The organism is Kribbella monticola, assembly GCF_003261635.1.
Taxonomy (GTDB): domain Bacteria; phylum Actinomycetota; class Actinomycetes; order Propionibacteriales; family Kribbellaceae; genus Kribbella; species Kribbella monticola.
Genome location: NZ_QFXK01000092.1, coordinates 56,116 through 78,463, shown reverse-complemented (window position 1 = coordinate 78,463; position 22,348 = coordinate 56,116). Strand labels below are relative to the sequence as shown.

At 68.2% G+C, this 22,348-nt stretch carries 19 protein-coding genes; 12 read left to right on the top strand and 7 right to left on the bottom strand.

Going from position 1 to position 22,348, the window contains the following annotated elements; translation table 11 throughout:
* Positions 1-6 precede the first annotated feature (6 nt).
* Entirely contained in the window at positions 7-1,143 is a 1,137-nt protein-coding gene (locus DIZ26_RS36645; protein ID WP_232828945.1) for a glycoside hydrolase family 15 protein, read from the top strand.
* Positions 1,140-3,314, top strand: a complete 2,175-nt coding sequence (locus tag DIZ26_RS36640) for a glycoside hydrolase family 31 protein (protein ID WP_112249171.1) — start codon at positions 1,140-1,142, stop codon at positions 3,312-3,314. The genes DIZ26_RS36645 and DIZ26_RS36640 overlap by 4 nt, the downstream gene beginning before the upstream one ends.
* Here DIZ26_RS36640 and DIZ26_RS36635 read toward each other — a convergent pair.
* Entirely contained in the window at positions 3,311-6,478 is a 3,168-nt protein-coding gene (locus DIZ26_RS36635) for a hypothetical protein (RefSeq protein WP_112249170.1), read from the bottom strand. The genes DIZ26_RS36640 and DIZ26_RS36635 overlap by 4 nt on opposite strands.
* A gap of 121 nt (positions 6,479-6,599) precedes the next feature.
* Here DIZ26_RS36635 and DIZ26_RS36630 point away from each other — a divergent pair, with 121 nt between their 5' ends.
* From DIZ26_RS36630 to DIZ26_RS36620, 3 genes are all read left to right on the top strand, one after another.
* On the top strand, positions 6,600-7,067 hold the full coding sequence (locus tag DIZ26_RS36630; protein ID WP_232828943.1) for an ArsR/SmtB family transcription factor: 468 nt from the start codon (positions 6,600-6,602) through the stop codon (positions 7,065-7,067).
* A complete protein-coding gene (locus DIZ26_RS36625; RefSeq protein WP_112249169.1) occupies positions 7,067-8,011 on the top strand; it encodes a cation diffusion facilitator family transporter in 945 nt (314 codons plus the stop codon). Before DIZ26_RS36630 ends, DIZ26_RS36625 begins: the two co-directional genes overlap by 1 nt.
* 68 nt (positions 8,012-8,079) lie before the next feature.
* Complete coding sequence (locus DIZ26_RS36620) at positions 8,080-8,370, top strand: DUF1905 domain-containing protein (protein ID WP_112249168.1); 291 nt, start codon at positions 8,080-8,082, stop codon at positions 8,368-8,370.
* Here the strand turns inward: DIZ26_RS36620 and DIZ26_RS36615 are convergent.
* Positions 8,367-8,897 (bottom strand): CGNR zinc finger domain-containing protein, encoded by a 531-nt coding sequence (locus tag DIZ26_RS36615; protein ID WP_198676485.1) that lies wholly within the window; start codon positions 8,895-8,897, stop codon positions 8,367-8,369. The two genes, DIZ26_RS36620 and DIZ26_RS36615, sit on opposite strands and share 4 nt — an antisense overlap.
* 100 nt (positions 8,898-8,997) lie before the next feature.
* Between DIZ26_RS36615 and DIZ26_RS36610 the strand changes: the two genes are divergently transcribed.
* Positions 8,998-9,819, top strand: coding sequence for an alpha/beta hydrolase family protein (locus DIZ26_RS36610; RefSeq protein WP_112249166.1), 822 nt, complete (start codon positions 8,998-9,000; stop codon positions 9,817-9,819).
* 57 nt (positions 9,820-9,876) lie between these two features.
* On the opposite strand, the gene DIZ26_RS36605 is transcribed toward DIZ26_RS36610, so the two are convergent.
* The 3 genes from DIZ26_RS36605 to DIZ26_RS36595 form a co-directional block, all read right to left on the bottom strand.
* Positions 9,877-11,475, bottom strand: coding sequence for an ABC-F family ATP-binding cassette domain-containing protein (locus DIZ26_RS36605; protein ID WP_112249165.1), 1,599 nt, complete (start codon positions 11,473-11,475; stop codon positions 9,877-9,879).
* Positions 11,476-11,591: 116 nt separating this feature from the next.
* Complete coding sequence (locus tag DIZ26_RS36600) at positions 11,592-13,001, bottom strand: HAMP domain-containing sensor histidine kinase (RefSeq protein ID WP_112249164.1); 1,410 nt, start codon at positions 12,999-13,001, stop codon at positions 11,592-11,594.
* 2 nt (positions 13,002-13,003) lie between these two features.
* Positions 13,004-13,687, bottom strand: coding sequence for a response regulator transcription factor (locus DIZ26_RS36595; RefSeq protein WP_112249163.1), 684 nt, complete (start codon positions 13,685-13,687; stop codon positions 13,004-13,006).
* A 167-nt stretch (positions 13,688-13,854) separates the two neighbouring features.
* On the opposite strand from DIZ26_RS36595, the gene DIZ26_RS36590 reads away from it, so the two are divergent.
* The 6 genes from DIZ26_RS36590 (at position 13,855) to DIZ26_RS36565 (ending at position 20,684) form a co-directional block, all read left to right on the top strand.
* Positions 13,855-15,648, top strand: a complete 1,794-nt coding sequence (locus tag DIZ26_RS36590) for an ABC transporter substrate-binding protein (RefSeq protein WP_112249162.1) — start codon at positions 13,855-13,857, stop codon at positions 15,646-15,648.
* A 3-nt stretch (positions 15,649-15,651) separates the two neighbouring features.
* On the top strand, positions 15,652-16,632 hold the full coding sequence (locus tag DIZ26_RS36585) for an ABC transporter ATP-binding protein (RefSeq protein ID WP_112249161.1): 981 nt from the start codon (positions 15,652-15,654) through the stop codon (positions 16,630-16,632).
* The gene (locus tag DIZ26_RS36580; protein ID WP_112249160.1) at positions 16,629-17,642 is read left to right on the top strand and encodes an ABC transporter ATP-binding protein; all 1,014 of its coding nucleotides are present in this window, start codon (positions 16,629-16,631) and stop codon (positions 17,640-17,642) included. The genes DIZ26_RS36585 and DIZ26_RS36580 overlap by 4 nt, the downstream gene beginning before the upstream one ends.
* On the top strand, positions 17,639-18,565 hold the full coding sequence (locus DIZ26_RS36575) for an ABC transporter permease (protein WP_112249159.1): 927 nt from the start codon (positions 17,639-17,641) through the stop codon (positions 18,563-18,565). Before DIZ26_RS36580 ends, DIZ26_RS36575 begins: the two co-directional genes overlap by 4 nt.
* Positions 18,566-18,577: 12 nt before the next feature.
* On the top strand, positions 18,578-19,537 hold the full coding sequence (locus DIZ26_RS36570; protein WP_112249158.1) for an ABC transporter permease: 960 nt from the start codon (positions 18,578-18,580) through the stop codon (positions 19,535-19,537).
* A gap of 145 nt (positions 19,538-19,682) precedes the next feature.
* Complete coding sequence (locus DIZ26_RS36565; protein ID WP_198676484.1) at positions 19,683-20,684, top strand: 2-dehydropantoate 2-reductase; 1,002 nt, start codon at positions 19,683-19,685, stop codon at positions 20,682-20,684.
* A 2-nt stretch (positions 20,685-20,686) separates the two neighbouring features.
* On the opposite strand, the gene DIZ26_RS36560 is transcribed toward DIZ26_RS36565, so the two are convergent.
* Positions 20,687-21,583, bottom strand: coding sequence for a GNAT family N-acetyltransferase (locus DIZ26_RS36560; RefSeq protein WP_232828941.1), 897 nt, complete (start codon positions 21,581-21,583; stop codon positions 20,687-20,689).
* A 10-nt stretch (positions 21,584-21,593) separates the two neighbouring features.
* A complete protein-coding gene (idi, locus tag DIZ26_RS36555) occupies positions 21,594-22,181 on the bottom strand; it encodes an isopentenyl-diphosphate Delta-isomerase (protein WP_112249156.1) in 588 nt (195 codons plus the stop codon).
* Between the last annotated feature and the right edge of the window lie 167 nt (positions 22,182-22,348).

Below are 22,348 nucleotides of genomic sequence, written 5' to 3'. Positions count from 1 at the left end.
GAATCGATGATCGCCGCCCTGGACCTGTCCGAACTCAGTCGCCTGCGCTCCTTGGCCGAGCACAGCCACGCCGTGATCACCGAGCACCAGGATGCGGGCGGCGCCTATCCCGCCGCGCCCACCTTCTCGGCGTACCGGGGCTATGCCTGGCTGCGCGACGGCTCGTTCACCGCCGAGGGCATCTCCCGGTACGGCGATCTGGTCTCGGCGGGGCGCTTCCACGACTGGGTGAACGACGTACTGCGTCGTCGCCGCGCGCAGGTGGACTCTCTGCGCGCGGCGCTCGGTCGGGGCGAGGTGCCGCCGAACGAGGCGATGCTGCCGACCCGGTTCACCTTCGACGGGAACGACGGATCCGATCCGTGGTGGGACTTCCAGACCGACGGCTACGGGATGTGGCTCTGGTCGGTGGTCACCCACGCTACGCGGCACGGGCTGGACCTGTCGCCGTGGCGGGACGGGATCGACGTCGCTGTCGACTACCTGGTGGCGTTCTGGGACCGGCCTTGTTACGACTGGTGGGAGGAGCATGTCGAGCATCGGCATGTCTCCACGCTGGGGGCGATCCATGGCGGATTGGTTGCCGTCGGCACCTGTGAGGCGTTGCGGTCGGCGCCGTGGTCGGCGGCGGCGTTGAAGGTTGCCGCCGACATCCGTTCGCTGGTGACGGCAGAGGGCATCGTGGACGGGCATCTGGTGAAGTGGCTCGGGAGTTCTGCGGTCGACGGGTCGTTGCCGGCGTGCGTCGTACCGTTCGGGTTGGTTGCTCCCGACGACGATGTGGCGGCGATGACGCGTGCTGCCGTGGCGAAGGATCTCGACTTCGACGGCGGGGTGCATCGGTTCACCGCGGATGTGTTCTACGGCGGCGGTCAGTGGATCCTGCTGTCCGCGCTGCTCGGCTGGAACCTCGCTGTCGCGGGCGATACGGCCGGCGCGCTGCGGCACCTTCGCTGGATCGCGGACCAGGCGGATGAACACGGCGATCTACCTGAGCAGGTGCCGCATCACCTCCTCCACCCGGGATCCCGTGACGAATGGATCGCCCGCTGGGGCACGGTCGCGACTCCGCTGCTCTGGTCGCACGGGATGTACCTGATCCTCGCCGACGAACTCGGCATCACTACGAAGGACGCTCGATGATCACCCACCGCCCGCACGGCATAGAGCACCCCTACGCCACCTCCCCCGACCAACGCGTCCCAGTCCTGCCGCTGACCGGTACTCCGGTCCGCCTGGGCGTAGTCGGGTCCCCTGACGTAACCCGAGTGGTGTGCGAGTGGGGCGACCTCGAGCTTGAACTCAAACCGGCCAAGGCGAACACCGCCGACGCTGCAGCCCTAGCCGGCGGCGAAGGCCACCTCAGCGAAGCCCAAGCCAACGCCTTGGGCGCCGAACACGCCTGGTCCGTGACAACACCCCCCATCACCACCCCCACCCGCTACCGCTTCCGCGCCTACCACCTTGCAGGTGAGACCACCTCGACCGAGTGGTTCGAGGTGGCGCCGGCTGAGTGGGTGGGTGGGCGCGGTGAAGTGCGAGGTGGTGGGGACCGGGTGCGGGAGGTTGAGTGGCTGGTCTCTGCGGTCGGGGTGCATAGGGCGCGGTTCAGGTTGGGGCTGCGGCGTGGGGATCACCTGGTTGGGTTTGGGGAGAGGTACGACGTACTGGACCAGCGGGGGAAGCAGCTGGATGCGGTGGTGTTCGAGCAGTACAAGTCGCAGGGGGTGCACGGGCGGACGTATTTGCCGATGCCCTTCGCGCACGTGGTTGGTGAGAACGGGGAAGGATGGGGTTTCCACGTTCGGACCTCTCGGCGTACGTGGTACTCCTCGGACGACCGCGAGCTGGTGGTCGAGGTGGAGCTGGGCGACGAGCCGGTGGTCGACCTGGCGATCTACGAAGGTGATCCGACCGCGGTCCTGAAGCAGTTCCTGGACGAGGTGGGCCGGGCCGAGGAGCTGCCCGACTGGGTCTTCCGATTGTGGGCCTCAGGCAACGAGTGGAACACCCAGGAGCTGGTGATGGCGCGGATGGACGCGCACCGCGACCTGGCGATCCCGGTCGGCGCCGTGGTGATCGAGGCCTGGAGCGACGAGGAGGGCATCACCATCTGGCGCGATGCCCGCTACGAGGTGACCGCCGACGGAAGTGCCCACAAGGCGGCCGACTTCGAGTACCGCGCGGACGGCGCCTGGCCGGATCCGAAGGCGATGATCGACGAGCTGCACGCCCGTGGCATCAAGGTCATCCTCTGGCAGATCCCCTTGCAGAAAACGGAGTTCAGCACCGGCCAGGTCGCGGCCGACGCCGAGGCGATGGTGCGCGACGGCCACGCAGTACTGGAGTCCGACGGTACGCCGTACCACAACCGCGGCTGGTGGTTCCCGAAGGCGCTCATGCCCGACCTGTCGGTCCAGCGCACGCGCGACTGGTGGACCGAGAAGCGCCGCTACCTGGTCGAGGACCTCGACGTCGACGGCTTCAAGACCGACGGCGGCGAGCACGCGTGGGGCCACGACCTCCGGTACGCCGACGGGCGACTCGGTGCTGAGGGCAACAACTTGTTCCCGGTGCACTACGCCCGCACGTTCGGCGACCTGCTCCGATCGGCCGGCAAGGCGCCGGTGACGTTCTCCCGCTCCGGGTTCACCGGATCGCAGGCTCACGGGATCTTCTGGGCGGGCGACGAGGACTCCACCTGGGAGGCGTTCCGCTCGTCGGTGACTGCCGGCCTGACCGCGGCGTCGTGCGGAATCGTCTACTGGGGCTGGGATCTGGCCGGCTTCTCCGGCCCGGTCCCCGACGCCGAGCTGTACCTGCGAGCGGCCGCCGCGTCGGTCTTCATGCCGATCATGCAGTACCACTCGGAATTCAACCACCACCAGCTCCCGCTGCGCGACCGTACGCCGTGGCACGTCGCGGAGACGACCGGAGACGAGCGCGTAGTCCCCCTGTTCCGCGGGTACGCCGAACTCCGCGAACGCCTCGTCCCCTACCTGACCGAGCAGACCGCCAAGACGATCAGCACCGACCGCCCGCTGATGCGTCCGCTCTTCTTCGATCACGGCGACGACCCCGAAGTCTGGAATCACCAACACCAGTACCTGCTCGGCGACGACCTGCTCGTCAATCCGGTCCTCGAGCCGGGCGCGACCACCTGGACGACATACCTCCCAGCAGGCGACTGGACCGATGTCTGGACGGGCGAATCGGTCGGCACCGGCCAGGTCACTCGCGAGGTCCCGCTCGACGTCGTGCCTGTCTACGCGAAGACCGCACGTTGGCCCGAGCTGGCGGGCGTCTTCCGCTAGGGCTTCGGCGGCGGTGGCCTGAGGATGTCGACGAGATCGTGCAGGGTCGGGTACGCGGCGCAGGGAGCCGGGCAACCCTTCTCCGCCTGCATCGTCAGGTCACCGTTCAGATCGCTCTGGCTGCTCTCGGACAACACCCACCCGAGCGGCGCCGACAGCGACGGCTGCTTGCTTTGATGCACCACGAAAACGTTGTTCGGCAGCAGTTTCTGCGACCGAAGCTGGTCGCAGAGCGCCGACGACGTACACAGCGATTCCGGCTGCAACCTGCGCGCGACCTCCGAAAGCAGCTCAGGGCTGCTGGTGCTGTCTCCCTTGGCAGTCACAAACTTCGTGACCAACGGCACTACCACCTCAGGAACGAGCGGCACCGCTCCCCTCGGCAGCAAGAAAAAGTCCGACGGCCAGACTCGACCCGTACCGGCCGGCACCCGGCTGTCGTGCAGTGATTCCCTGCGCCCGGTGCTGAAGTCAGGGCCCGTCCCGTTCTCGACGTACACGACCATCGGTACGACGAACTGCCCGGCGCCTCCTTGGGCGACCTGATCGTTGTGGTTCTTGACCAGCGTGATCCACTGCGGCGCAAGGTCGACGATGGTGCCCAGGCCGGTGTTGTCGGTGTATCCACCGTCGACCAACTGGGCCGGATCCAGTCCGCGGCAGCGCGCCGCAGTACCGGAGGGTGTCACATAGGGAAAGCGGTTCGCGAGCATCGTGGCGGACAAGGCGGGAAGGTCTCCGACGCACTCCTTCGCGGCGTCGCCAGTGTGCCGGCCGTACAAGCCGAAGAAGTCGTAGTTGTGCGCACCCGCTCCCTCGGACCCGCAGACCGGCGTACCGTTCGCGGACCGGGCTCCGGCGGACAGATCCACCTGACTCACCAGGGCGATGCAGCCGTCGCGAACGACCGTTGAGTTGAGCACGAGCTGGCCGGTCACGGTTCTGGCGCCGTCATCGGCCGCAGTGCTGCTGTCTGCTGCGAGGAACGGCGTACGAATGCCCGGCAGGATGTTTTCCCATGAGGTCTCCATCAGCCCGGCCCGGTCCAGTGGCTGACGTTGTGGATCACGGTACGGCGAATCGGCGTCGAACCGCAGCCCGGTGCCGGTGGCCAGCAGATCGCCGGTCAGCAACGAGATCATCGCGGCGCTGAGCGCCTGATGGCCCGTGATGGACTTGGCCGCGGCCGCCGGATCGGTGGTGAACCGGCCCAGGCTCAACCCGAGTGCGCCGCCGCTCGCACCCGTCGAGAACAGCGCGGAGTGCCCGCCACATCCACCGCCCGCGGCACTGATGCGCCCGAGCGTCGCCGCCGTCCAGTACGCCGCGCGGATGCCGCCACCTTCGGCCGCGATCATCAACATCGGCCGGACCGAGAGCCCAGGATGACCGGTGAGCGGGACGCTGCACCCGGCGTCCTGCTTCAGCCAGGCGTCGAACGCCTGCTGCATCGTCGGCCGCGCCGGCACGACTCCACGGGCGGTGACCGGATGGATGTCGTTCTTCCCACCGGCCAGACTGGTCAGCACCAGCCCGATGACCAGCACCGTGATGATCGGAGTCGACCTCGTTCGCAGCCACTCGGGGCCGGACTGGAAGAGCTCGGGCGGCTGCCGGTCCTGCGCATAGACCACCATCACGCCGACCATCGTGACCAGCACACTCAGAGCGAGAATCGCTGCCGCAAGCACCCCGAAGAGGTCGCCGACCTGGCGAGGTTTCCAGGCCAGCAAGAGAAAAGTGGCCACGGAGATCAACAGCAACCCGATCCGCACCGGGGCCAGCGGGGTGATGTTGATCCCGGAGTCCTGTTGAGTGTTCTTGCCGGGCGTCAGGAAACGGCCGATCGATCCGCGGATCCCACTCGCGCTGTCCCAGTCGGCAATCGTTCGCAGCGCCGGGCCGGCCGCGAACCACGGCGCGACCGCCAGAACGGCACCGACCAGCAGCGCGATCAACGGCCGTACGTGCGGAGGCGGAACCAGGTCGACCAGATCAAGGGCGGTCACCGCGGAGAACGCGCGGATCATGCCCAGTCCGGCCAGTGACAGCGAGGCGACAGCGATCGCGTCCCCGGCGGCCATCACGTCCTTCGGGTACTCCGGATAGACGTCGTGCAAGGGCCGCGGATGCCGTCCAGGCTTGTCCTGCAGCCAGTGGGAAAGCCCCACCACCAGCAGGGGAATGGCACAGAAGATCGCCAATCGCACCAAGAACACTGTGCCCCCGCCCGTCAGCCAGGTCACCACGGCGAGGATCGGCAGCAGGATCGGCCCGACCAGCCAGAGCTTGCGGTCGTAGCGGCGTTCGTTCGCCTGCCCCGGCCCGTCGTAGAACGGCCACAGCCCTTGACCGCGCACCCGCCGGAGCGCCCAGTCGCTGCGAAGTCTGCCGAGCACGAAGATCGTCGGCATCAAGAGCACCAGGTAGACAACAGCGGCCGCCGCCGCGTGGCCGAGGCCCGGTCCTCGATCCAGCCAACGGCGTTGTACGTCGGGCAACTGGTCGAGCACATTGCTGCCCGGCACGATGCTCATCGCCGCGATCGGCAGGAACGCGAGGAGGCTGAAACGCTGGATATAAAGGGCCCGCCGCATCCGCCGGAGCGTCTGGTCCTTGAGCTTGATCAGCCCAAGGACGACGAGAGCCAGGATCGCCAGCCACTTCAAGGCTGTCAGCCAGCTCAGCCCATGGACCAGGCCGTCGGGCACGCAGTCGCGATCGGCGCAGCGCTTGCTTCGCAGTACCGCGGTGAGCAGGTTCTCGAGGAGATCGAGTGCTGGGAGGGCGAAGACGGCCTTCCACAGCTTGGGGCGGCCGGCGACCACGCGGTACAAGGCGATCGTGTACGTGGCGATGAACAGGCAGTCGAGAACGAGGTAGTCGCGCAGCAACTCCTTCCAGTAGGGCAACTGGTCGGCGGTCAGGATGCTGTTCCACTCCGCGATCCTGGGACCGTCCTTCGGGCCGGACATCCCGTTGAAGGACCACGCTGTCCCGTCGGTGGCCAGGAAACCGGCCGACAACAGGCTGAGCTCGTTCATCGCCAGCCAAAGCAGCAGGAGGACGGCGAGAAAGGCGCCGATCGTCCGCAGGTTGGCCGGCTCGGGCGCAGGCACCGGCGGCGGCTCGACCTCCGGTTGGACAGGCGCAGCAATGGTCATGGCGACCCCCTGCCTGTTACATCGCCCCATCCCGGCGACCGTTACAGTCCGTAGTGGAGTGGATGTATGGGACGGACCCGCAGAGTGGGCGGGAGACGGCCGGAGGGGTTAGGGTGGACGTATGAAGAGTTCTGCAGATGTGCAAGCTACTGCGGTGATCGACGACTGCACCGTGCGGCTGGTCGATCCCGAGCGGGTGGCTGCCGTCAACGCCAGGATGCCTTCGGAGCAGGACGTGGTCGACACCTCGGACGTGTTCGGACTGCTCGGCGATCCGCGGCGGTTGAAGCTGCTGGTCGCGCTCCTGGACGGCGAACTCTGCGTCTGCGACCTCGCCGCGGTCACCGGAATGAGCGAGTCCGCGACTTCGCACGCACTGCGGCTCCTGCGGGCCCATCGCGTTGTTTCGGTCCGCCGCGACGGCCGGATGGCGTACTACCGGCTCGACGACGCGCACGTGCGGATGCTGGTCGACCGGGCCGTCGCACACACCGAGCACACCGACGCCATCCACCCCGAACGCAGCCACCCGGAACGCAGTCACTCGGAACGCAGTCACGCGGAACGCCGTCACCCGGAGCGGAACTGATGGGCGCCGGGCACGGGCACGGTCATGGCCACGGGGTCGATGCCGCTGCCGATCGGCGGTTGCTGAGCGGCGCACTCGCGCTGATCCTCGCCTTCATGGCGGCCGAGGTGATCGTCGGTTTCGCGGCCGGATCGCTCGCCTTGATCACCGACGCCGCGCACATGCTCACCGACGCGGCCGCGATCGCGCTCGCGCTGGTCGCGATCCGCTTGTCGGCCCGGCCACCGGCCGGCGGGTTCACCTACGGACTCAAGCGGGTCGAGATCCTGTCCGCACAGGCGAACGGGATCACCCTGCTGCTCCTGGCGGCCTTCTTCCTGTACGAGTCGGTGGCCCGGATGATCCACCCGCCTGAGGTCGAGGGCGCCCTGGTCCTGATCACCGGCGTCGTCGGTATCGCGGTCAACCTGGTCGCCACCTGGCTGATCAGCAAGGCGAACCGCACCAGCCTCAACGTCGAGGGCGCCTTCCAGCACATCCTGAACGACCTGTTCGCCTTCGTCGCCACCGCAGTCGCCGGCCTCGTCGTCCTGCTGACCGGCTTCACCCGCGCCGACTCGATCGCCGCGCTCGTCGTAGCGGTCCTGATGCTCAAGGCCGGCGTCGGCCTGGTTCGCGACTCGGGCCGGATCTTCCTGGAGGCGGCGCCGGCGAGCTTCGACCCACAAGCGCTCGGCGCGGAGCTGTGCGCAGTACCAGGCGTGGTCGAGATTCACGACCTGCACGTCTGGGAGATCACGTCGGGCGAGCCGGCCGCCTCAGCGCACATCATGGTTCAGGAGGGCCTGGACTGCCACCAGATCCGCAGCGAGATCGAGGCACTGCTGGCGGAGCGGCATCACCTGACCCACTCGACGCTCCAGGTCGACCACGCCTCGGCCGACGACCAGACCGTCCACTGCAGCGACGCGCACGGCACCTCGCACCGCCCGATCCCGACCTGACGTGTCGAAAACCTCGTCGTGGCTTCTACGTACCGGGTGAATGCATCCTTGGATCGAAGGAGACTCCGATGAAGAACAGCAAAGCCGGGCCGCTCGACAAGACCTTCACCGCACCCCTGCTGCAGAGCCCCGCGAAGGGCGGCTGGACCTATGTCCAGCTGCCCGGGTCCGCCGAATTCTTCGGCACCCGCGGGCTGGTCAAGGTCCGCGGCACCATGGACGGCCACCCGTTCGAGAGTTCGTTCATGGCACTCGGTGACGGCACGCACAAACTCCCGGTCAAGGCCGACCTTCGCGCCCTGCTGGCGAAGGAGGCCGGCGACTCCGTCACGGTCCATCTCCAGGAACGTCTGAGCTAGCGGTTGCGGCGGCGGTAGGCGGCTGAGGCCATCCGGTCGTTGCAGAGTTCGCAGCAGAAGCGCTGGCGGTTCGCCTTGGTCCGGTCGACGTAGACGCAGCGGCACGGATCGCCCACGCACGTCCGGAGCCGGTCGGCGGACCCGTCGGCGAGCACCCGGGCCAGCGCACCGGCGGCCGTCACCGCGAGCCGCGCCACCGCGCCTTCCCCACCCGTCGCAACTATCCGCACAGGATCGTCGAGAACCAGGCGGGGTACAGCGTTGTAGGTGCTGAAGAGCTCGTTGAGCACCTCCACCTGATCCTCGACGGAGGTCGCGGCGAAGACGGCGTACAGGTGGTTGCGCACCTCGCGGACCGGCTCCAGGTCGGTGGCGCGGAGGCCGAAGGCGGGCAGACCGTGGTGCGCGGCGATCCGGTCGACGAGCGGGACGCTCAGCCGGTCGGGCAGATCCTCGAGCAGGTCGTAGGTGTTGCAGAAGTCGAGCACGAAGCCCAGCAAGGGATCGGCGGCCGGCACTTTGCTCATCCCGCACATCCTCCCCCGTCTTGACCGGCAGGCCCAGCCGGCTCTACCGTCATCAGTTGTTAAAGCATTTTAGTAGATGACTGCAACCAGGGGGTGGGCGATGAAGAGATTCCTGATCGCGACGGTCGCGGGGGCACTGATCCTCGGCGTCACGGCGGCCGGTGCGTCGAGCGCGGTCCAGACCAGGCAGGCCCCGGAGCCCGTGGTGGTGACCGACATCCAGATCCCGGTCGCCGGCCAGGCACCCGTCACGGCGTACCTCGTCCGGCCGGCGAAGCACCACAAGCACCTCGCCGGAGCCCTTTATCTGCACTGGTTCGAGCCACCGGCGTCGACGCAGAACCGCACCGAGTTCCTCTCCGAGGCGATCGCGCTCGCCGGTCGGGGCGCCGTCGCTGTCCTCCCCCAGCTCACCTTCCCGTGGGAGGGCGACCCGGTGGGCGACCGGACCGACCGCACCAAGGTGACGAACCAGCTCAAGGCCGTCGAAGCGGCGTACGGGACGCTGCTCCGGCAGGACGGCGTCGATGCGTGGCGGACAGCGGTGATCGGCCACGACTACGGCGCGATGTACGCGTCGTTGCTCGGCAAGCGGGCGCACGCCCTCGTCTTCATGGCCGGTGACGCGACCTGGGCCAACTGGTTCGACACCTTCTGGCTGGGCCTTCCGGCCGACCAAGCCGTTGCCTACCGCAAGGTTTTCACCGGCCTCGATCCGGTCGACAACGTCGGCAAGGCCCACGACGTCTACTTCCAGTGGGCTGGGCGGGACAGATTCGTCACCCCTGAGGTCCGGGCCGCTTTCAGCGCGGCCAAGCCGTCGGCCAAGGTGAGCTTGTACGAGAACACCGACCACTTCCTCGACCAGCCCGCCAAGGACGACCGCCTCGCCTGGGTGAGCACGGAACTCGGTCTGCGCTGACCCGAGAACCCGCGGCCCCTGCCGGAATCCACCACCAGGCAGGGGCCGCGGCACAGCTCAGGCCAGCGATACCAACGACAGGTAGTCGTCCGTCCACAGGTCCTCGACAGCGTCCGGCAGAATCAGTACCCGGTCCGGTTGGAGTGCCTCGATGGCGCCCTCGTCGTGGGTCACCATCACCAGCGCGCCCGGATAGTTGCTGACAGCACCCAGTACCTCGTCCCGCGATGCCGGATCCAGGTTGTTGGTCGGTTCGTCGAGGAGCAGCACGTTCGCCCCGGAGTGCACGAGGCCGGCCAACGCCAGCCGGGTCTTCTCACCGCCGGACAGGACGGCGACAGGTTTGTCCGCGTCGTCACCGCTGAACAGGAACGACCCCAGTACATTCCGTACTTCGCCGTCGGTCAACGCCGGTGCCACGGCAGCCAGGTTCTGCCGCACCGTACCGGCCAGGTCGAGCGTGTCGTGCTCCTGAGCGAAGTACCCCAGTCGCAGTCCATGGCCGTGCATGACCCGACCCGCGTCGGGTTGCTCGTGTCCGGCGAGGATCCGCAGCAGCGTGGTCTTCCCCGCGCCGTTGAGCCCCAGGATGACCAGCCGGCTGCCCCTGTCGACGGTGAGATCGACACCGGTGAGCACCTGCAACCCGCCGTACGACTTGGTCAGGCCGGTTGCGCTCAGCGGAGTCCGTCCGGACGGCACCGGCTCGGGCAGGCGGATGCGGGCTACCCGCGAAGTACGCCGTACCGGCTCGAGGTCGGACAGCAGTTTGTCTGCCCGGCGGGCCATGTTGCGCGCGGCAACGGCCGTACTGGCTCCGGCCTGCATCTTGGCGGCCTGGGCGTGCAGGACCGCCGCCTTGCGTTCCGCCGTACTACGTTCCCGCGCGCGCCGGCGCTCGTCGGTCTCGAGCTGGGTCAGGTACTTCTTCCAGCCGGTGTTGTAGATGTCGATCGTGCGTCGGGCCGGATCGAGCTGGAACACCCGGTTGACCGTTGCCGCGAGCAACTCACGGTCGTGGCTGATGACCACCAGACCGCCCTGGTACCCGAGCAGGAACGACCGCAGCCAGGTGACCGAGTCGGCGTCGAGGTGGTTGGTCGGCTCGTCGAGCAGCAGCGTGCCGTGGTCGGCGAACAGGATGCGGGCCAGCTCGACCCGGCGTCGCTGACCGCCCGACAGTTGGCCCACTGGCTGCTCCAGAGCACGCGTCGGCAGACCGACACCGGCAGCAAGCCGGGCCGCCTCGGCCTCGGCGGCGTACCCACCGCCTGCCTGGAAGTCGGTCTCGGCGCGGGTGTACGCCGCCATTGCACGCTCCTGTGCCTCGCCGGTCGCGGTACTCATCGCCGCCTCCGCTTTACGAAGGCGCTGTACTACGGCGTCGAGGCCGCGGGCGGACAGGATTCGCGCGGTGACCGTGATGGCGGGGTCGGCGGCGCGTGGGTCCTGCGGCAGGTAGCCGACGGAACCGGTGGTCGCGATCGAGCCGGCGGCCGGACGGAGCTCGCCCGCCAGGGCGCGCATCAGGGTGGTCTTGCCTGCGCCGTTGCGCCCGACCAGGCCGATGCGGTCGCCGGGGCTGATGTGGAAGGACAGGTCGGACAGCAGAAGCTGAGCGCCGACGCGAAGGTCGACACCGCGAGCGGTGATCATGATGGTTACTCTCCGTGATAGCTGGTGGACGCACTTCTGGCACGGAAGCGGGTCGCGCAGCTAGACACAGAGGCAAGTAGCCATGCAGACAGGGTAGAGCGGAGGGGCCGGGCGAGTCAGCTGGTTTTCGCCGGCAGCTCGACGATGAAGCGGGCGCCGCCTTCGGGGCGGTCCTTGACCCGGATGGTTCCGTGGTGCCACTCGACGTGCCGGGCCACGATCGCCAGCCCCAGCCCAATCCCCCGCCGGTTGTCCTCGCTGCGGCCGAACCGCTCGAAGATGCGCTCCCGATCCGCGACCGGTACGCCGGGCCCCGCGTCGTCGACGTAGATGATGACGCCGAGTCCGCCCGCCTGGACCAGCACGCCCTTGCAGCCACCCGCGTGATACTCGGCGTTCTCGACGAGATTGGCGATCACCCGTTCGAGCCGGCGCTTGTCCGCCTGCAGGGTGAGGCCTTCGGCGTCCTGCGCGACCGTCGTGACCTCGCGCCCCGCCGCGGCATCCGCGGCGGCCCGGGTCAGGTCGGCGATCCGGACGATCTCACGACTGCCCTGGTCACCGCCGTCGTCGCGGGAGATCTCCAGCAGGTCGAGCACCAGCCGGCGGAACCGCTCCAGGTCGTCGCCGAGCAACTCGACCGGTTCGCGCACGGCTGGCGGCAGTTCGCCGCAATGGTTCTGGATCAGCTGCATGGAGTTGAGCATCGTCATCAACGGCGTCCGGAGCTCGTGGCTGATGTCGCCGGCGAACCGGGCATCGGCGATCACGCGTTGCTCCAGCGTCGCGGCCGTCTGGTTGAACGATCGCGCCAGCCCGCCCAGATCGGGATCGTCCTCGGCTTGCAACCGGGCGTCGAGCCGTCCACGGGCCACCGCTGCCGCGACCTGGGTCAGCTTCGCCAGCGGCCGCAGCGCCACCGTGCTGGCCAGCTTGCCGACGGCGAGGCCGAGCAGCGCGGTCAGGATCGCGGCGACGACGAGGGTGATCTTCAACGTCCGCAGGGTGTTGTCCAGGTTCGACAACGGATGCCACTCGAAGAACGCCTCGTCCGGCCGGGCCATCGGTACGCCGACCGCGAGCACCTGCTGGCCGCCGACCTTCATCCGGCGGTATTGCTCGGAGCCGGCCCGCACCGCCGTCGCCATGTCCGCCGGGAGATCCTCGGGCCGCCCGGTGGCCGAGAACCACTGGCCGTCGTAGTACAGCATCGACGCCGCCGAGTCGGTGGACGGCAACGAATACAGCAGATCCAGCACGTCCACGTTGGGCCGTGGGGCGATACCGCTGCACTCGTTGGATTTGCGGTCCCGGTTCGGCAGGCACTGGGAGGCGCTGCTGAACAACCCGTAGTGCAGGGCGGCCGCGTTGTCCGCGGTCTCGACCACCGCCGACGACTCGCGCTGGTTGGTGAGGTAGTTCGCGACCACGTTGAAGGTGACCAGGGCGAGCACCGTCGAGAGCCCGAGCGCCAGCAGTCCGTAGGCGAGCATCACCCGGTCCCGCAGGCCGAACCGCCGTCGCACGGTCAGCTCACCAGTCGATAGCCGAGACCGCGCGCGGTGACGAGATGTTTCGGGCCGGCCGGGTCCCGTTCGATCTTCAGCCGCAGCCGGCGGACGTGGACGTCGACGATCCGGCTGTCGCCGAAGTACCCGTACCCCCAGACCTTCGACAGCAGGTGCTCGCGGCTGCACACCTTGCCCTCGGCGCCGGCCAGCTCGACCAGCAACTTGAACTCCGTCCGGGTCAACGGCAGCACCTCACCGTCGCGCAGCACCTCGGCGGCCGCGACATGGATCTCGAGGTCGCCGACCAGAAAGGTATCGGACTGCGGCGTACTGGCCGGCTCCACCCGGCGGAGCAGTGCCCTGATCCGCGCGGACAGCTCCTTCGCGACCAGCGGCTTCGTCACGTAGTCGTCCGCGCCCGCCTCCAGCCCGGCGACCACGTCGTGGCTGTCCGCCCGCGCGGTCACCATGATCACCGGCACGTCACTGGTACGGCGGATCTCGCGGCAGACCGTGAAGCCGTCCCGGTCCGGCAACATCAGGTCGAGCAGCACCACGTCGGGTGGCTCGCGGCGCAGGGCGGCCAGCGCATCCAGTCCGTTCGCCGCCTCGGCCACGTCGTACCCCTCGTCCTCCAGGGCAAGGCGCAGGACCCGCCGGATCCGGGGCTCGTCGTCCACCAACAGCAAGCTGTGTGCCACGTCATCAGTGTCGCTCGCCAAGGGGCGACCGGTCAGGTGACGTCCGTCATGACTTCGTCATGTTCGCGCAGTCGCCGGATGACAAGATCTTGACGCTTGCGTGACCCCGCTCGTGCTCTCCTCCCGCGGTCCTACTTTCGCAGCTATCGAGTCTCGGAGGAGGACCAATGGCAGCAAGGCGGTTCGCGGCCGCATCCCTGGTCGCGGCGATGGCGATCACGTTGGCGGCGTGCAACAGCAACGGAACCACCCCCGGCGGCACCGGCACCGGCAACGCGGGTGAAGCGGTCCGCGGGGGCACCCTGAACATGCTCGGGGGCGGCGACGTCGACTACATGGATCCGAACATCAGCTACTACTCGCTGGGCTACCTCAACCTGCGGATGTGGAGCCGCCAGCTGTTCACCTATCCGGCCGAACCCGGTGGGAAGAACACCACGCCGGTCGCGGACCTGGCCACCGAGATCCCGACCGCCCAGAACGGCGGGATCAGCGCCGACGGCAAGACCTACACGATCAAGATCAAGCCGGGCGCGAAATGGAACACCACGCCGGCCCGCCAGATCACCGCCGCCGACCTGGTCCGCGGCGTCAAGCGGACCGCCAACCCGGTACAGCCGTTCGGCGGTATCCCCGACTTCGCCGACCTGCTCGTCGGCTACCAGGCCTTCGCCGACGGTTTCGGCAAGGTCGCCAAGACGCCGGCCGGGATCAAGGACTACATCGAGAAGACGCCGTTGCCGGGTGTCGAGGCCAAGGACGAGACCACCGTGGTCTTCCACCTCACCCAGCCGGCCACGTACTTCGTCGACATGCTCACCCTGTCGGCCTTCTCGCCGGCCCCGGTGGAGTCGCTCAAGTACCTGCCGGCCAGCACCGAACTGGGCAACAACTTCCCCTCCGACGGGCCGTACAAGATCGACTCGTGGGTGCCGACCAAGTCCATCACCTACTCGCGCAACCCGGCCTGGGACCCGGCCACCGACTCGGTCCGCAAGGCCTACGTGGACAAGATCGTGGTGAACGAGACGGTCAGCCAGGACTCCGTCCAGCAGCAACTGCAGACCGGTACGCCGAACGCCGACCTCGGCTGGGACCTGGCGCCGCCGCCCTCGCAGCTGCCCGCGCTGATCGCCAAGAAGGACAAGCTGCTGAACATCGGCGACACCTCGTCGACCAACCCGTACGTCATCTACAACACGGTTTCGCCGAACAACAACAAGGCGCTGGACAACCCGCAGGTCCGGCAGGCGATCAGCTACGCGATCAACCGCGACCACATCATCCAGGTCCTCGGCGGACCGACCATCAACCCGCCGCTGACCCACGTCCTGCCCGACGTCATCACCGGCTCCAAGCAGATCGACCCCTACCCGTACAACCCGGAGAAGGCCAAGCAGTTGCTCGCCGCCGCCGGGCACCCCAACCTGACCCTGAAGTTCCTCTACCGCAACGCCTCGGAGGGCAGCAGCAAGACCTTCCAGACGATCCAGCAGGACCTGAGCAAGGTCGGGATCACGGTGGTCGGCGTACCGTCGCCGAACGCGGACTTCTACGTGAAGTACCTGCAGGTGCCGACGGTCGCGAAGCGCGGCGTGTGGGACCTGTCCCTGGCGAGCTGGGGATCGGACTGGTACGGCAACGCCGCACTGACCTTCTTCAAGCCGCTGTTCTCCGGTGAGTCCTCGTTCCCGCCGATCGGCAGCAACTTCGGGCTCTTCAACGACGCGCAGACCAACGCGTTGACCCAGCAGGCGTTGGCCGCGCCGACCACCGATGCCGCCGCAGCGATCTGGGCCAAGGCCGACGCCCGGGTGATGGACCAGGCCGCGTTCTACCCGGTCAGCAACCCCAAGCAGGCGAACTACCACGCCGAGCAGGTGAACAACGCGGTCTACGTCCCGTCGCTGCAGATGTTCGATCCGACGAACGTCTGGCTGGCCAAGGGCAAGCAGGGCTGACGGATGGCCTTGCTGGAAGTCCGGGACCTCCGGGTCTCTTTCGACACCCCGGACGGCATCGTCCGCGCCGTCCGGGGGCTGTCGTTCAGCGTCGAACCCGGCCGGACCCTGGCCGTGGTGGGCGAGTCCGGCTCCGGCAAGAGCGTCGCCACCCAGACCATCACCGGGCTGACCCGCGGCGCGACGATCACCGGTTCGGCGTACTTCGAGGGCACCGACCTGATCACCGCGGACGCCGCCACCTTGCGGCGGCTCCGCGGGGCCGAGATCGCGATGATCTTCCAGGACCCGCTGTCCAGCCTGCATCCGCACTACCGGATCGGCTGGCAGATCGTGGAGATGATCCAGGCACACGACCGGCAGATCTCCAAGCAGGCGGCCCGCCGCCGGGCGGCCGACCTGCTCACGCTGGTCGGGATCCCGCGGGCCGCCGAGCGGCTGGACGACTATCCGCACCAGTTCTCCGGCGGGATGCGGCAACGGGTGATGATCGCGATGGCGATGGCGCTCGATCCGGCGCTGCTGATCGCGGACGAGCCGACCACCGCGCTGGACGTGACCGTGCAGGCACAGGTGCTGACGGTGATGCGCCGGCTCCAGGAGGAGTTCGGTACGGCGATCATCCTGATCACCCACGATCTCGGCGTGGTCGCCGAGATGGCCGACGAGGTGATCGTGATGTACGCCGGGGCCGCGATGGAGAAGGCGCCCCGGCGCGACATCTTCTACCGCAACCATCATCCTTATACCCAAGGGCTGCTGGCCTCGCTGCCGGCGCAGAACAGCTTGCGGCTGACACCGATCCCCGGAACGCCGCCGAGCCTGATCAGCCTGGCCGAGGGCTGCCCGTTCGCCGCCCGGTGCCCGCACGTCTTCGACCGCTGCCGGGTCGAGACGCCACCGCTGGCCGATGTCCAGGGCGATCCGCGGCACCAATCGGCCTGCTGGCTGAACCACGACGTGACCGAGGCGGTGGCTTCATGACCGAGACCTTGCTGAAGGTGCAGGACCTCCGCAAGGAATTTCCCACCCAGCACAAGGAAGTTCTCCGGGCGGTCGACGGCGTCTCGCTGGAGGTCCGGCGCGGCGAGACGCTCGGTCTGGTCGGCGAGACCGGCTGCGGCAAGTCCACTCTGGCCCGCTGCATGGCCCACCTGTACGACGTGACGTCGGGTTCGGTGTGGTTCAACGGGACCGACCTGACCCGCTTGTCCCGGCGCGAGATGCGGCCGTTGCGGCGCGAAGTACAGATGATCTTCCAGGACCCGTACGGCTCGCTCAACCCGCGCCGCCGGGTCGGCTCGATCATCGGCGACCCGTTCGCCATCCACGGCATCTCGTCGGGGCAGCAGCGGAAGCGGAAGGTCCAGGAACTGATGGAGCTGGTCGGGCTGAATCCCGAGCACTACAACAGGTTCCCGGCCGAGTTCTCCGGTGGCCAGCGGCAACGGATCGGGGTCGCCCGGGCGCTGGCGCTGCGGCCGAAGCTGGTGATCTGCGACGAACCGGTGTCCGCGCTGGACGTCTCGATCCAGGCGCAGATCATCAACCTGCTGGCCGATCTGCAGCAGGAGTTCGACCTGACCTACGTGTTCATCTCACACGACCTGTCCGTCGTCCGGCACGTCAGCGACCGGATCGCGGTGATGTACCTGGGCAAGATCGTCGAGGTCTCGCCGACCGAGGAGTTGTTCGAGCAGACCCGGCATCCCTATACCCGGGCGCTGCTGTCGGCGCTGCCGGTGAGCGATCCGGACACCGCGGACAGCCGCGAGCGGATCATCTTGATGGGTGACATCCCGTCCGCGACCAATCCGCCCAGCGGTTGCCGGTTCCACACCCGGTGCCCGAAGGCCAGGACCGAGTGCACGGTCACCGAGCCGCCACTCGAACCGGTCGCGGCCGAACATCCCGAGCACGAGACGGCCTGCTTGTTCCCGTTGCGGCTGGGCGAGGACCTGTCCACCGCCGTACCGGATCTGAGGGCGTCATGACCGCCGCGGTGGAGGTTCTCGACGCCACGCCGGCCAAGGCGATCGAGGGGCGCAGCCCGTTCGTCCTCGCGATCCGCCGGCTGCGGCGGGACAAGGTCGCGATGATCTCGCTCGGGGTGATCCTGCTGATCGTGCTGATGGCGATCTTCGCGCCCGTGTTCGCCTCCGTCACCGGGCATCCGCCCAACGAGCAGTTCCGCGACATCGGGTTGACCCCGGACGGGTTGCCGCGCGGACCGAACGGCACGTTCTGGCTCGGTACCGACGATCTGGGCCGCGACATCCTGGTCCGGATCGCGTACGGCGCGCGGGTCTCGTTGCTGGTCGGAGTGATCGCGACCGCCATCACCGTGGCGATCGGCGTCGTACTCGGGCTGGCGGCGGGCTTCCTCGGCGGCATCGTCGACACCGTGCTGGCCCGGCTGATCGACGTCGTGTTGTCGGTGCCGTTCCTGCTCGTCGCGATCGCGCTGGTGTCCGTCACCGGGCCCAGCCTGACCGTCACGGTGATGGTGATCGGGTTCTTCAGTTGGGCGTCGGTGGCCCGTATCGTCCGTGGCCAGGTGCTCTCGCTGCGCGAACGCGAGTTCGTCGAGGCGGCCCGGTCGCTCGGCGCGGGCGACACCCGGATCATGTTCGTCGACGTCCTGCCGAACGTGCTCGCGCCGGTGATCGTCTACACCACGTTGCTGATCCCGGTCGTCATCGTCACCCAGGCGACGTTGTCGTTCCTCGGGCTCGGCCTGCCGCCACCAACGGCCGACTGGGGCGGGATGATCAGTTCCTCGCAGAACTACTACACGACCTCGTGGTGGTTCATCCTCTTCCCCGGCATCGCGCTGCTGATCACCACGCTCGCCTTCAACCTGTTCGGCGACGGCGTCCGGGACGCCTTCGACCCACGGGCCGACCGACTGCGCTGAGGAAGGTGTCCCATGGCTGTGTTCCTGCTCCGTCGCCTCGGCCACGGCATTCTCGTGCTCTGGCTGATCACGCTGGCTGTCTTCGGGCTGTTCTTCGTTGCCCCTAGCAACGTCGCGCAGACGCTGGCCGGCCGGCAGGCGACCCCGGAGACGATCGCGCTGATCAAGCACCGGCTCGGGCTCGACCTGCCGATCTGGAAGCAGTACCTGCACTTCGTCGAGAACGCGGTCCAGGGCAATCTCGGCTACGACTACTACCACCAGGTCGCGGTCACGACGATCATCGGGCAGGCGCTGCCGGTGACGGTGTCGCTCGCGCTCGGCGCCTCGGTGCTGTGGTTGCTGCTCGGGGTGTTCAACGGAGTGATCTCCGCGGTCCATCCGCGCTCGCTCGCCGACCGCGGACTCACCCTGTTCGCCTTGTTCTTCTACTCGTTCCCATCGTTCCTGCTCGGCCTGCTGCTGCTGTACTTCCTGTACTTCCGGCTCACGCTGGCCGGCTACACCTGGTTCCCGGCCGGCGGCTACAGCCCCTTCTCCCAGGGCCCGGTGACCTGGCTGCAGCACATGGTGCTGCCGTGGCTGGCACTGGCCTTGTTGCTCGCGGCAACCTATACCCGGCTCACCCGTGGCTCGATGCTGGATGTGCTCGGCGAGGACTACATCCGGACGGCGAGGTCGAAAGGGATCCGCGAGCGCCGGGTGATCGTGCGGCACGGGCTGCGCAGCGCGCTCACGCCGGTGGTCACCCAGTTCGGGATCGATCTGGGCCAGCTGGTCGGTGGCGTGGTCGTCACCGAGACCGTCTTCAGCCTGCCGGGGCTGGGCAAGACCGCGGTGACCGCGATCAACCAGCAGGACCTGCCGGTGATCATCGGGATCGTCCTGTTCGCCTCGGCTGCCGTGGTCGTCGCGAACATCCTGGTGGACGTCGTGTACGCCGTACTGGACCCGCGGGTGCGGCTGCACTGATGTCCGGCGGACCGGCCGGCGCCACCACGGCGGCCGGTCCGTCGGCGCGGCCGGGAGTCCATCGACGGGAGGGGGACCGATGGGCTCCCGGCACCCGGCCGCCGCTGACGTACTGTCGGACCTTCCGAGCGAGGAGGATGTCCGGGTGAGCATCGCGGTGTACGGCGCCGGCGGGATCGGCTGCTATGTCGGCGGACGACTGGCGGCCACCGGTACGCCGGTGACGTTGGTCGGGCGACAGCGGATGGCCGACGAGCTCACCGAGCACGGGTTGCACCTCACCGACTACCTGGGTGCGGATCTCAGCGTCCGGGATGTTGCTTTCGAAACGGCTGCGTCTGCCGTGGCGGACGCAGGGTTGGTGCTGGTGACGGTCAAGTCGGCGGCCACGGCGACGGCGGCCGAGGAGCTGGCCGCAGTACTGAAGCCGGGCGCGATCGTGGTGAGCTTCCAGAACGGCATCCGCAACGGCGACGTACTGCGAGAGCGGTTGCCCGACCAGGTGGTGTTGGCCGGGATGGTTCCGTTCAACGTGCTCAACCGCGGTGGCGGCGCGTTCCATCAGGGCACATCGGGCGGGCTCGACGTCCAGGCGCATCCCGCGCTCGCGCCGTACGCCGAGGCATTCACGACCGCCGGACTGCCGCTCACCCAGCATGGCGACATCCTGCCGGTGCAGTGGGCGAAGCTGTTGCTCAACCTGAACAATCCGATCAACGCGCTGGCCGACGTGCCGTTGAAGGAAGAGTTGTCCCAGCGTTCGTTCCGGCGCTGCCTGGCGGCGGCCCAGGCCGAGACCCTCGGTCTGCTCGACGCCGCGGGGATCAAACCCGCACAACTGATGGCGATCCCGCCACACCGCTTCCCCGTGCTGCTCCGGCTGCCCGACTTCATCTACAAACGCCTCGCGAGCAAGACACTGGCCATCGATCCCCTCGCTCGGACCTCGATGTGGGAGGACCTGCAAGCAGGCCGCCGTACAGAGATCGACTACATCAACGGCGAGGTCGTCCGGCTGGCCGAGTCCCTCGATCGCCCAGCACCGGTCAACACCCGGCTGGTCGAGCTGATCCGCGCTGCCGAGCAGGGGCCCCGCAAAGCGTGGACAGGGCCTGACCTGCTCACCGAACTGACTTCGGCCGGCTGACTTCAGGCCTTGAGGGGAAGGGCCGCGCGGACGTCGATGCTGGTGATGCCGTAGCTGAACCCGAGGTGTTCGTTGAGGCGGCGCATGTTCGCGTTGCCCTGTTGGGTCCAGGTGTAGATCTCGGTGATCCCGTGCTCGGCCGCCCAGGCCATGCTCGAGCGCTTCAAGGTCGAGGCGACCGACTTGCCGCGCCACTCCCGGCGTACTCCGGTGTAGGCGACCTCGGCGCGTTCGGGTTTGTCCGGATCGAGCAGCAGGCCGGCGACGCCGATCACCTCCTCGCCGGCGACGGCGACGAACATCGCTTCCGGATCGGTCATCCACTCGGTCGCCCAGTCGTGCTCGGAGACGTTCAGCAGGCTGGGGATGTCCATGTCCGGGAAGGTCGGGAGAGCGACCTGGTGGTAGGCGAGCGGCCACAGTTCCGGCCGCTCGGCCACGGTAACCACTTCGTAGCCCACTGGTGGTGCGGGCCAGGGCTCGGCCCCGATCCGGCGGACCTGCTCGACCTGGCGGCTCTCCTCGGCGAAACCGAACTTCTCGGCGAAGAGCACCGAACCGGGATCGTCCACCGTGCAGCCGGCCCGATGGTAGCCCTGGGCAACGGCATGCTCGGCGAGCGCGAGCAGCAACGCCGTACCGACGCCTTGCCGGCGCGCGTCCGGTCGCACCCGCGGGATGACGGCTGCGCGGCCGGTCTCGTTCGACTGATCGGACATCCCGTTGCCGACGACCTTCCCGTCCCGCTCGGCGAGCAGCATCAACCGCCCGGGCTTGTCGAGGTCGCGCAATTCGGCGACGCTCGGGCACCGCTCGTACGGAAGGACCGCGATCCGGACCTCACGCCACTGCTCGTAGTCCGCGTCCGTCATGGCCTCGCGGATCGACAGCTCGCTCACGTTTCCCGCCCTACTGTGCCGCGGGTGGCAGCGCAGCCCGATCGGCCACCGCCCACTCCCCCGGCACCTCGCCCAGTCGCTTCAGTTCCTGCAGTTGCAGCACGCACCAGGGCGAGAGTTCCGCCCCGACGGCTGCTTCGAGCCCAGCTTGTACGTCGTCTCTCGGCCAGTCCACCCATTTGTACGCCGCGACCTCGGCCGGATCGGGTTCGGGATCATCCATGCAGTCGACCCGGAAGACCGGGCAGAGCTCGTTCTCGACCACCCCGTCCGGCATCTCGGCCCGGTAGCGGAACGCGGGCAGGACCAGCTCGACGGTCGCCGGAACCAGCCCGAGTTCGTCCGCCAGCCGACGGCGTACGGCCTGTTCCGCGGGCTCGCCGGGGAGCGGGTGACCGCAGCAACTGTTGGTCCAGGCACCCGGCCAGGTCTTCTTGGTGAAGGCCCGCTGGGTGAGCAGCAGGCGGCCCCGATCGTCGAAGACGTAGCTGGAGAAGGCCAGGTGCAGCGGCGTCGCGGCGTGGTGAACCGTCGCCTTGTCCTCGGTCCCGATCGCGCGTCCGGCGTCGTCCACCAGGACCACCTGCTCCGTCGTCATCTGACCGAGCGTAGTCGCAGCCGCCTCTTCGTGCCCGAGGTAACCCGGTGCCCGCCGCGATCAGGTGGTGTTAGCCTGGGCGGGTGATCGAGCGAGCAGTGCAGCAGTATCGACCGGCTCTGGGAGGAGCCGGCGTTTCGTAGTACCCGCTCGTCACTCCACACCCA

What these genes read in the sequence shown, in the direction of transcription:
- DIZ26_RS36645 (WP_232828945.1), top strand. Translation starts at nt 7, where the DNA reads ATGATCGCCGCCCTGGACCTGTCCGAACTCAGTCGCCTGCGCTCCTTG.
- DIZ26_RS36640 (WP_112249171.1), top strand. Translation starts at nt 1,140, where the DNA reads ATGATCACCCACCGCCCGCACGGCATAGAGCACCCCTACGCCACCTCC.
- DIZ26_RS36635 (WP_112249170.1), bottom strand. Translation starts at nt 6,478, where the DNA reads ATGACCATTGCTGCGCCTGTCCAACCGGAGGTCGAGCCGCCGCCGGTG.
- DIZ26_RS36630 (WP_232828943.1), top strand. Translation starts at nt 6,600, where the DNA reads ATGAAGAGTTCTGCAGATGTGCAAGCTACTGCGGTGATCGACGACTGC.
- DIZ26_RS36625 (WP_112249169.1), top strand. Translation starts at nt 7,067, where the DNA reads ATGGGCGCCGGGCACGGGCACGGTCATGGCCACGGGGTCGATGCCGCT.
- DIZ26_RS36620 (WP_112249168.1), top strand. Translation starts at nt 8,080, where the DNA reads ATGAAGAACAGCAAAGCCGGGCCGCTCGACAAGACCTTCACCGCACCC.
- DIZ26_RS36615 (WP_198676485.1), bottom strand. Translation starts at nt 8,897, where the DNA reads ATGAGCAAAGTGCCGGCCGCCGATCCCTTGCTGGGCTTCGTGCTCGAC.
- DIZ26_RS36610 (WP_112249166.1), top strand. Translation starts at nt 8,998, where the DNA reads ATGAAGAGATTCCTGATCGCGACGGTCGCGGGGGCACTGATCCTCGGC.
- DIZ26_RS36605 (WP_112249165.1), bottom strand. Translation starts at nt 11,475, where the DNA reads ATGATCACCGCTCGCGGTGTCGACCTTCGCGTCGGCGCTCAGCTTCTG.
- DIZ26_RS36590 (WP_112249162.1), top strand. Translation starts at nt 13,855, where the DNA reads ATGGCAGCAAGGCGGTTCGCGGCCGCATCCCTGGTCGCGGCGATGGCG.
- DIZ26_RS36585 (WP_112249161.1), top strand. Translation starts at nt 15,652, where the DNA reads ATGGCCTTGCTGGAAGTCCGGGACCTCCGGGTCTCTTTCGACACCCCG.
- DIZ26_RS36580 (WP_112249160.1), top strand. Translation starts at nt 16,629, where the DNA reads ATGACCGAGACCTTGCTGAAGGTGCAGGACCTCCGCAAGGAATTTCCC.
- DIZ26_RS36575 (WP_112249159.1), top strand. Translation starts at nt 17,639, where the DNA reads ATGACCGCCGCGGTGGAGGTTCTCGACGCCACGCCGGCCAAGGCGATC.
- DIZ26_RS36570 (WP_112249158.1), top strand. Translation starts at nt 18,578, where the DNA reads ATGGCTGTGTTCCTGCTCCGTCGCCTCGGCCACGGCATTCTCGTGCTC.
- idi (WP_112249156.1), bottom strand. Translation starts at nt 22,181, where the DNA reads ATGACGACGGAGCAGGTGGTCCTGGTGGACGACGCCGGACGCGCGATC.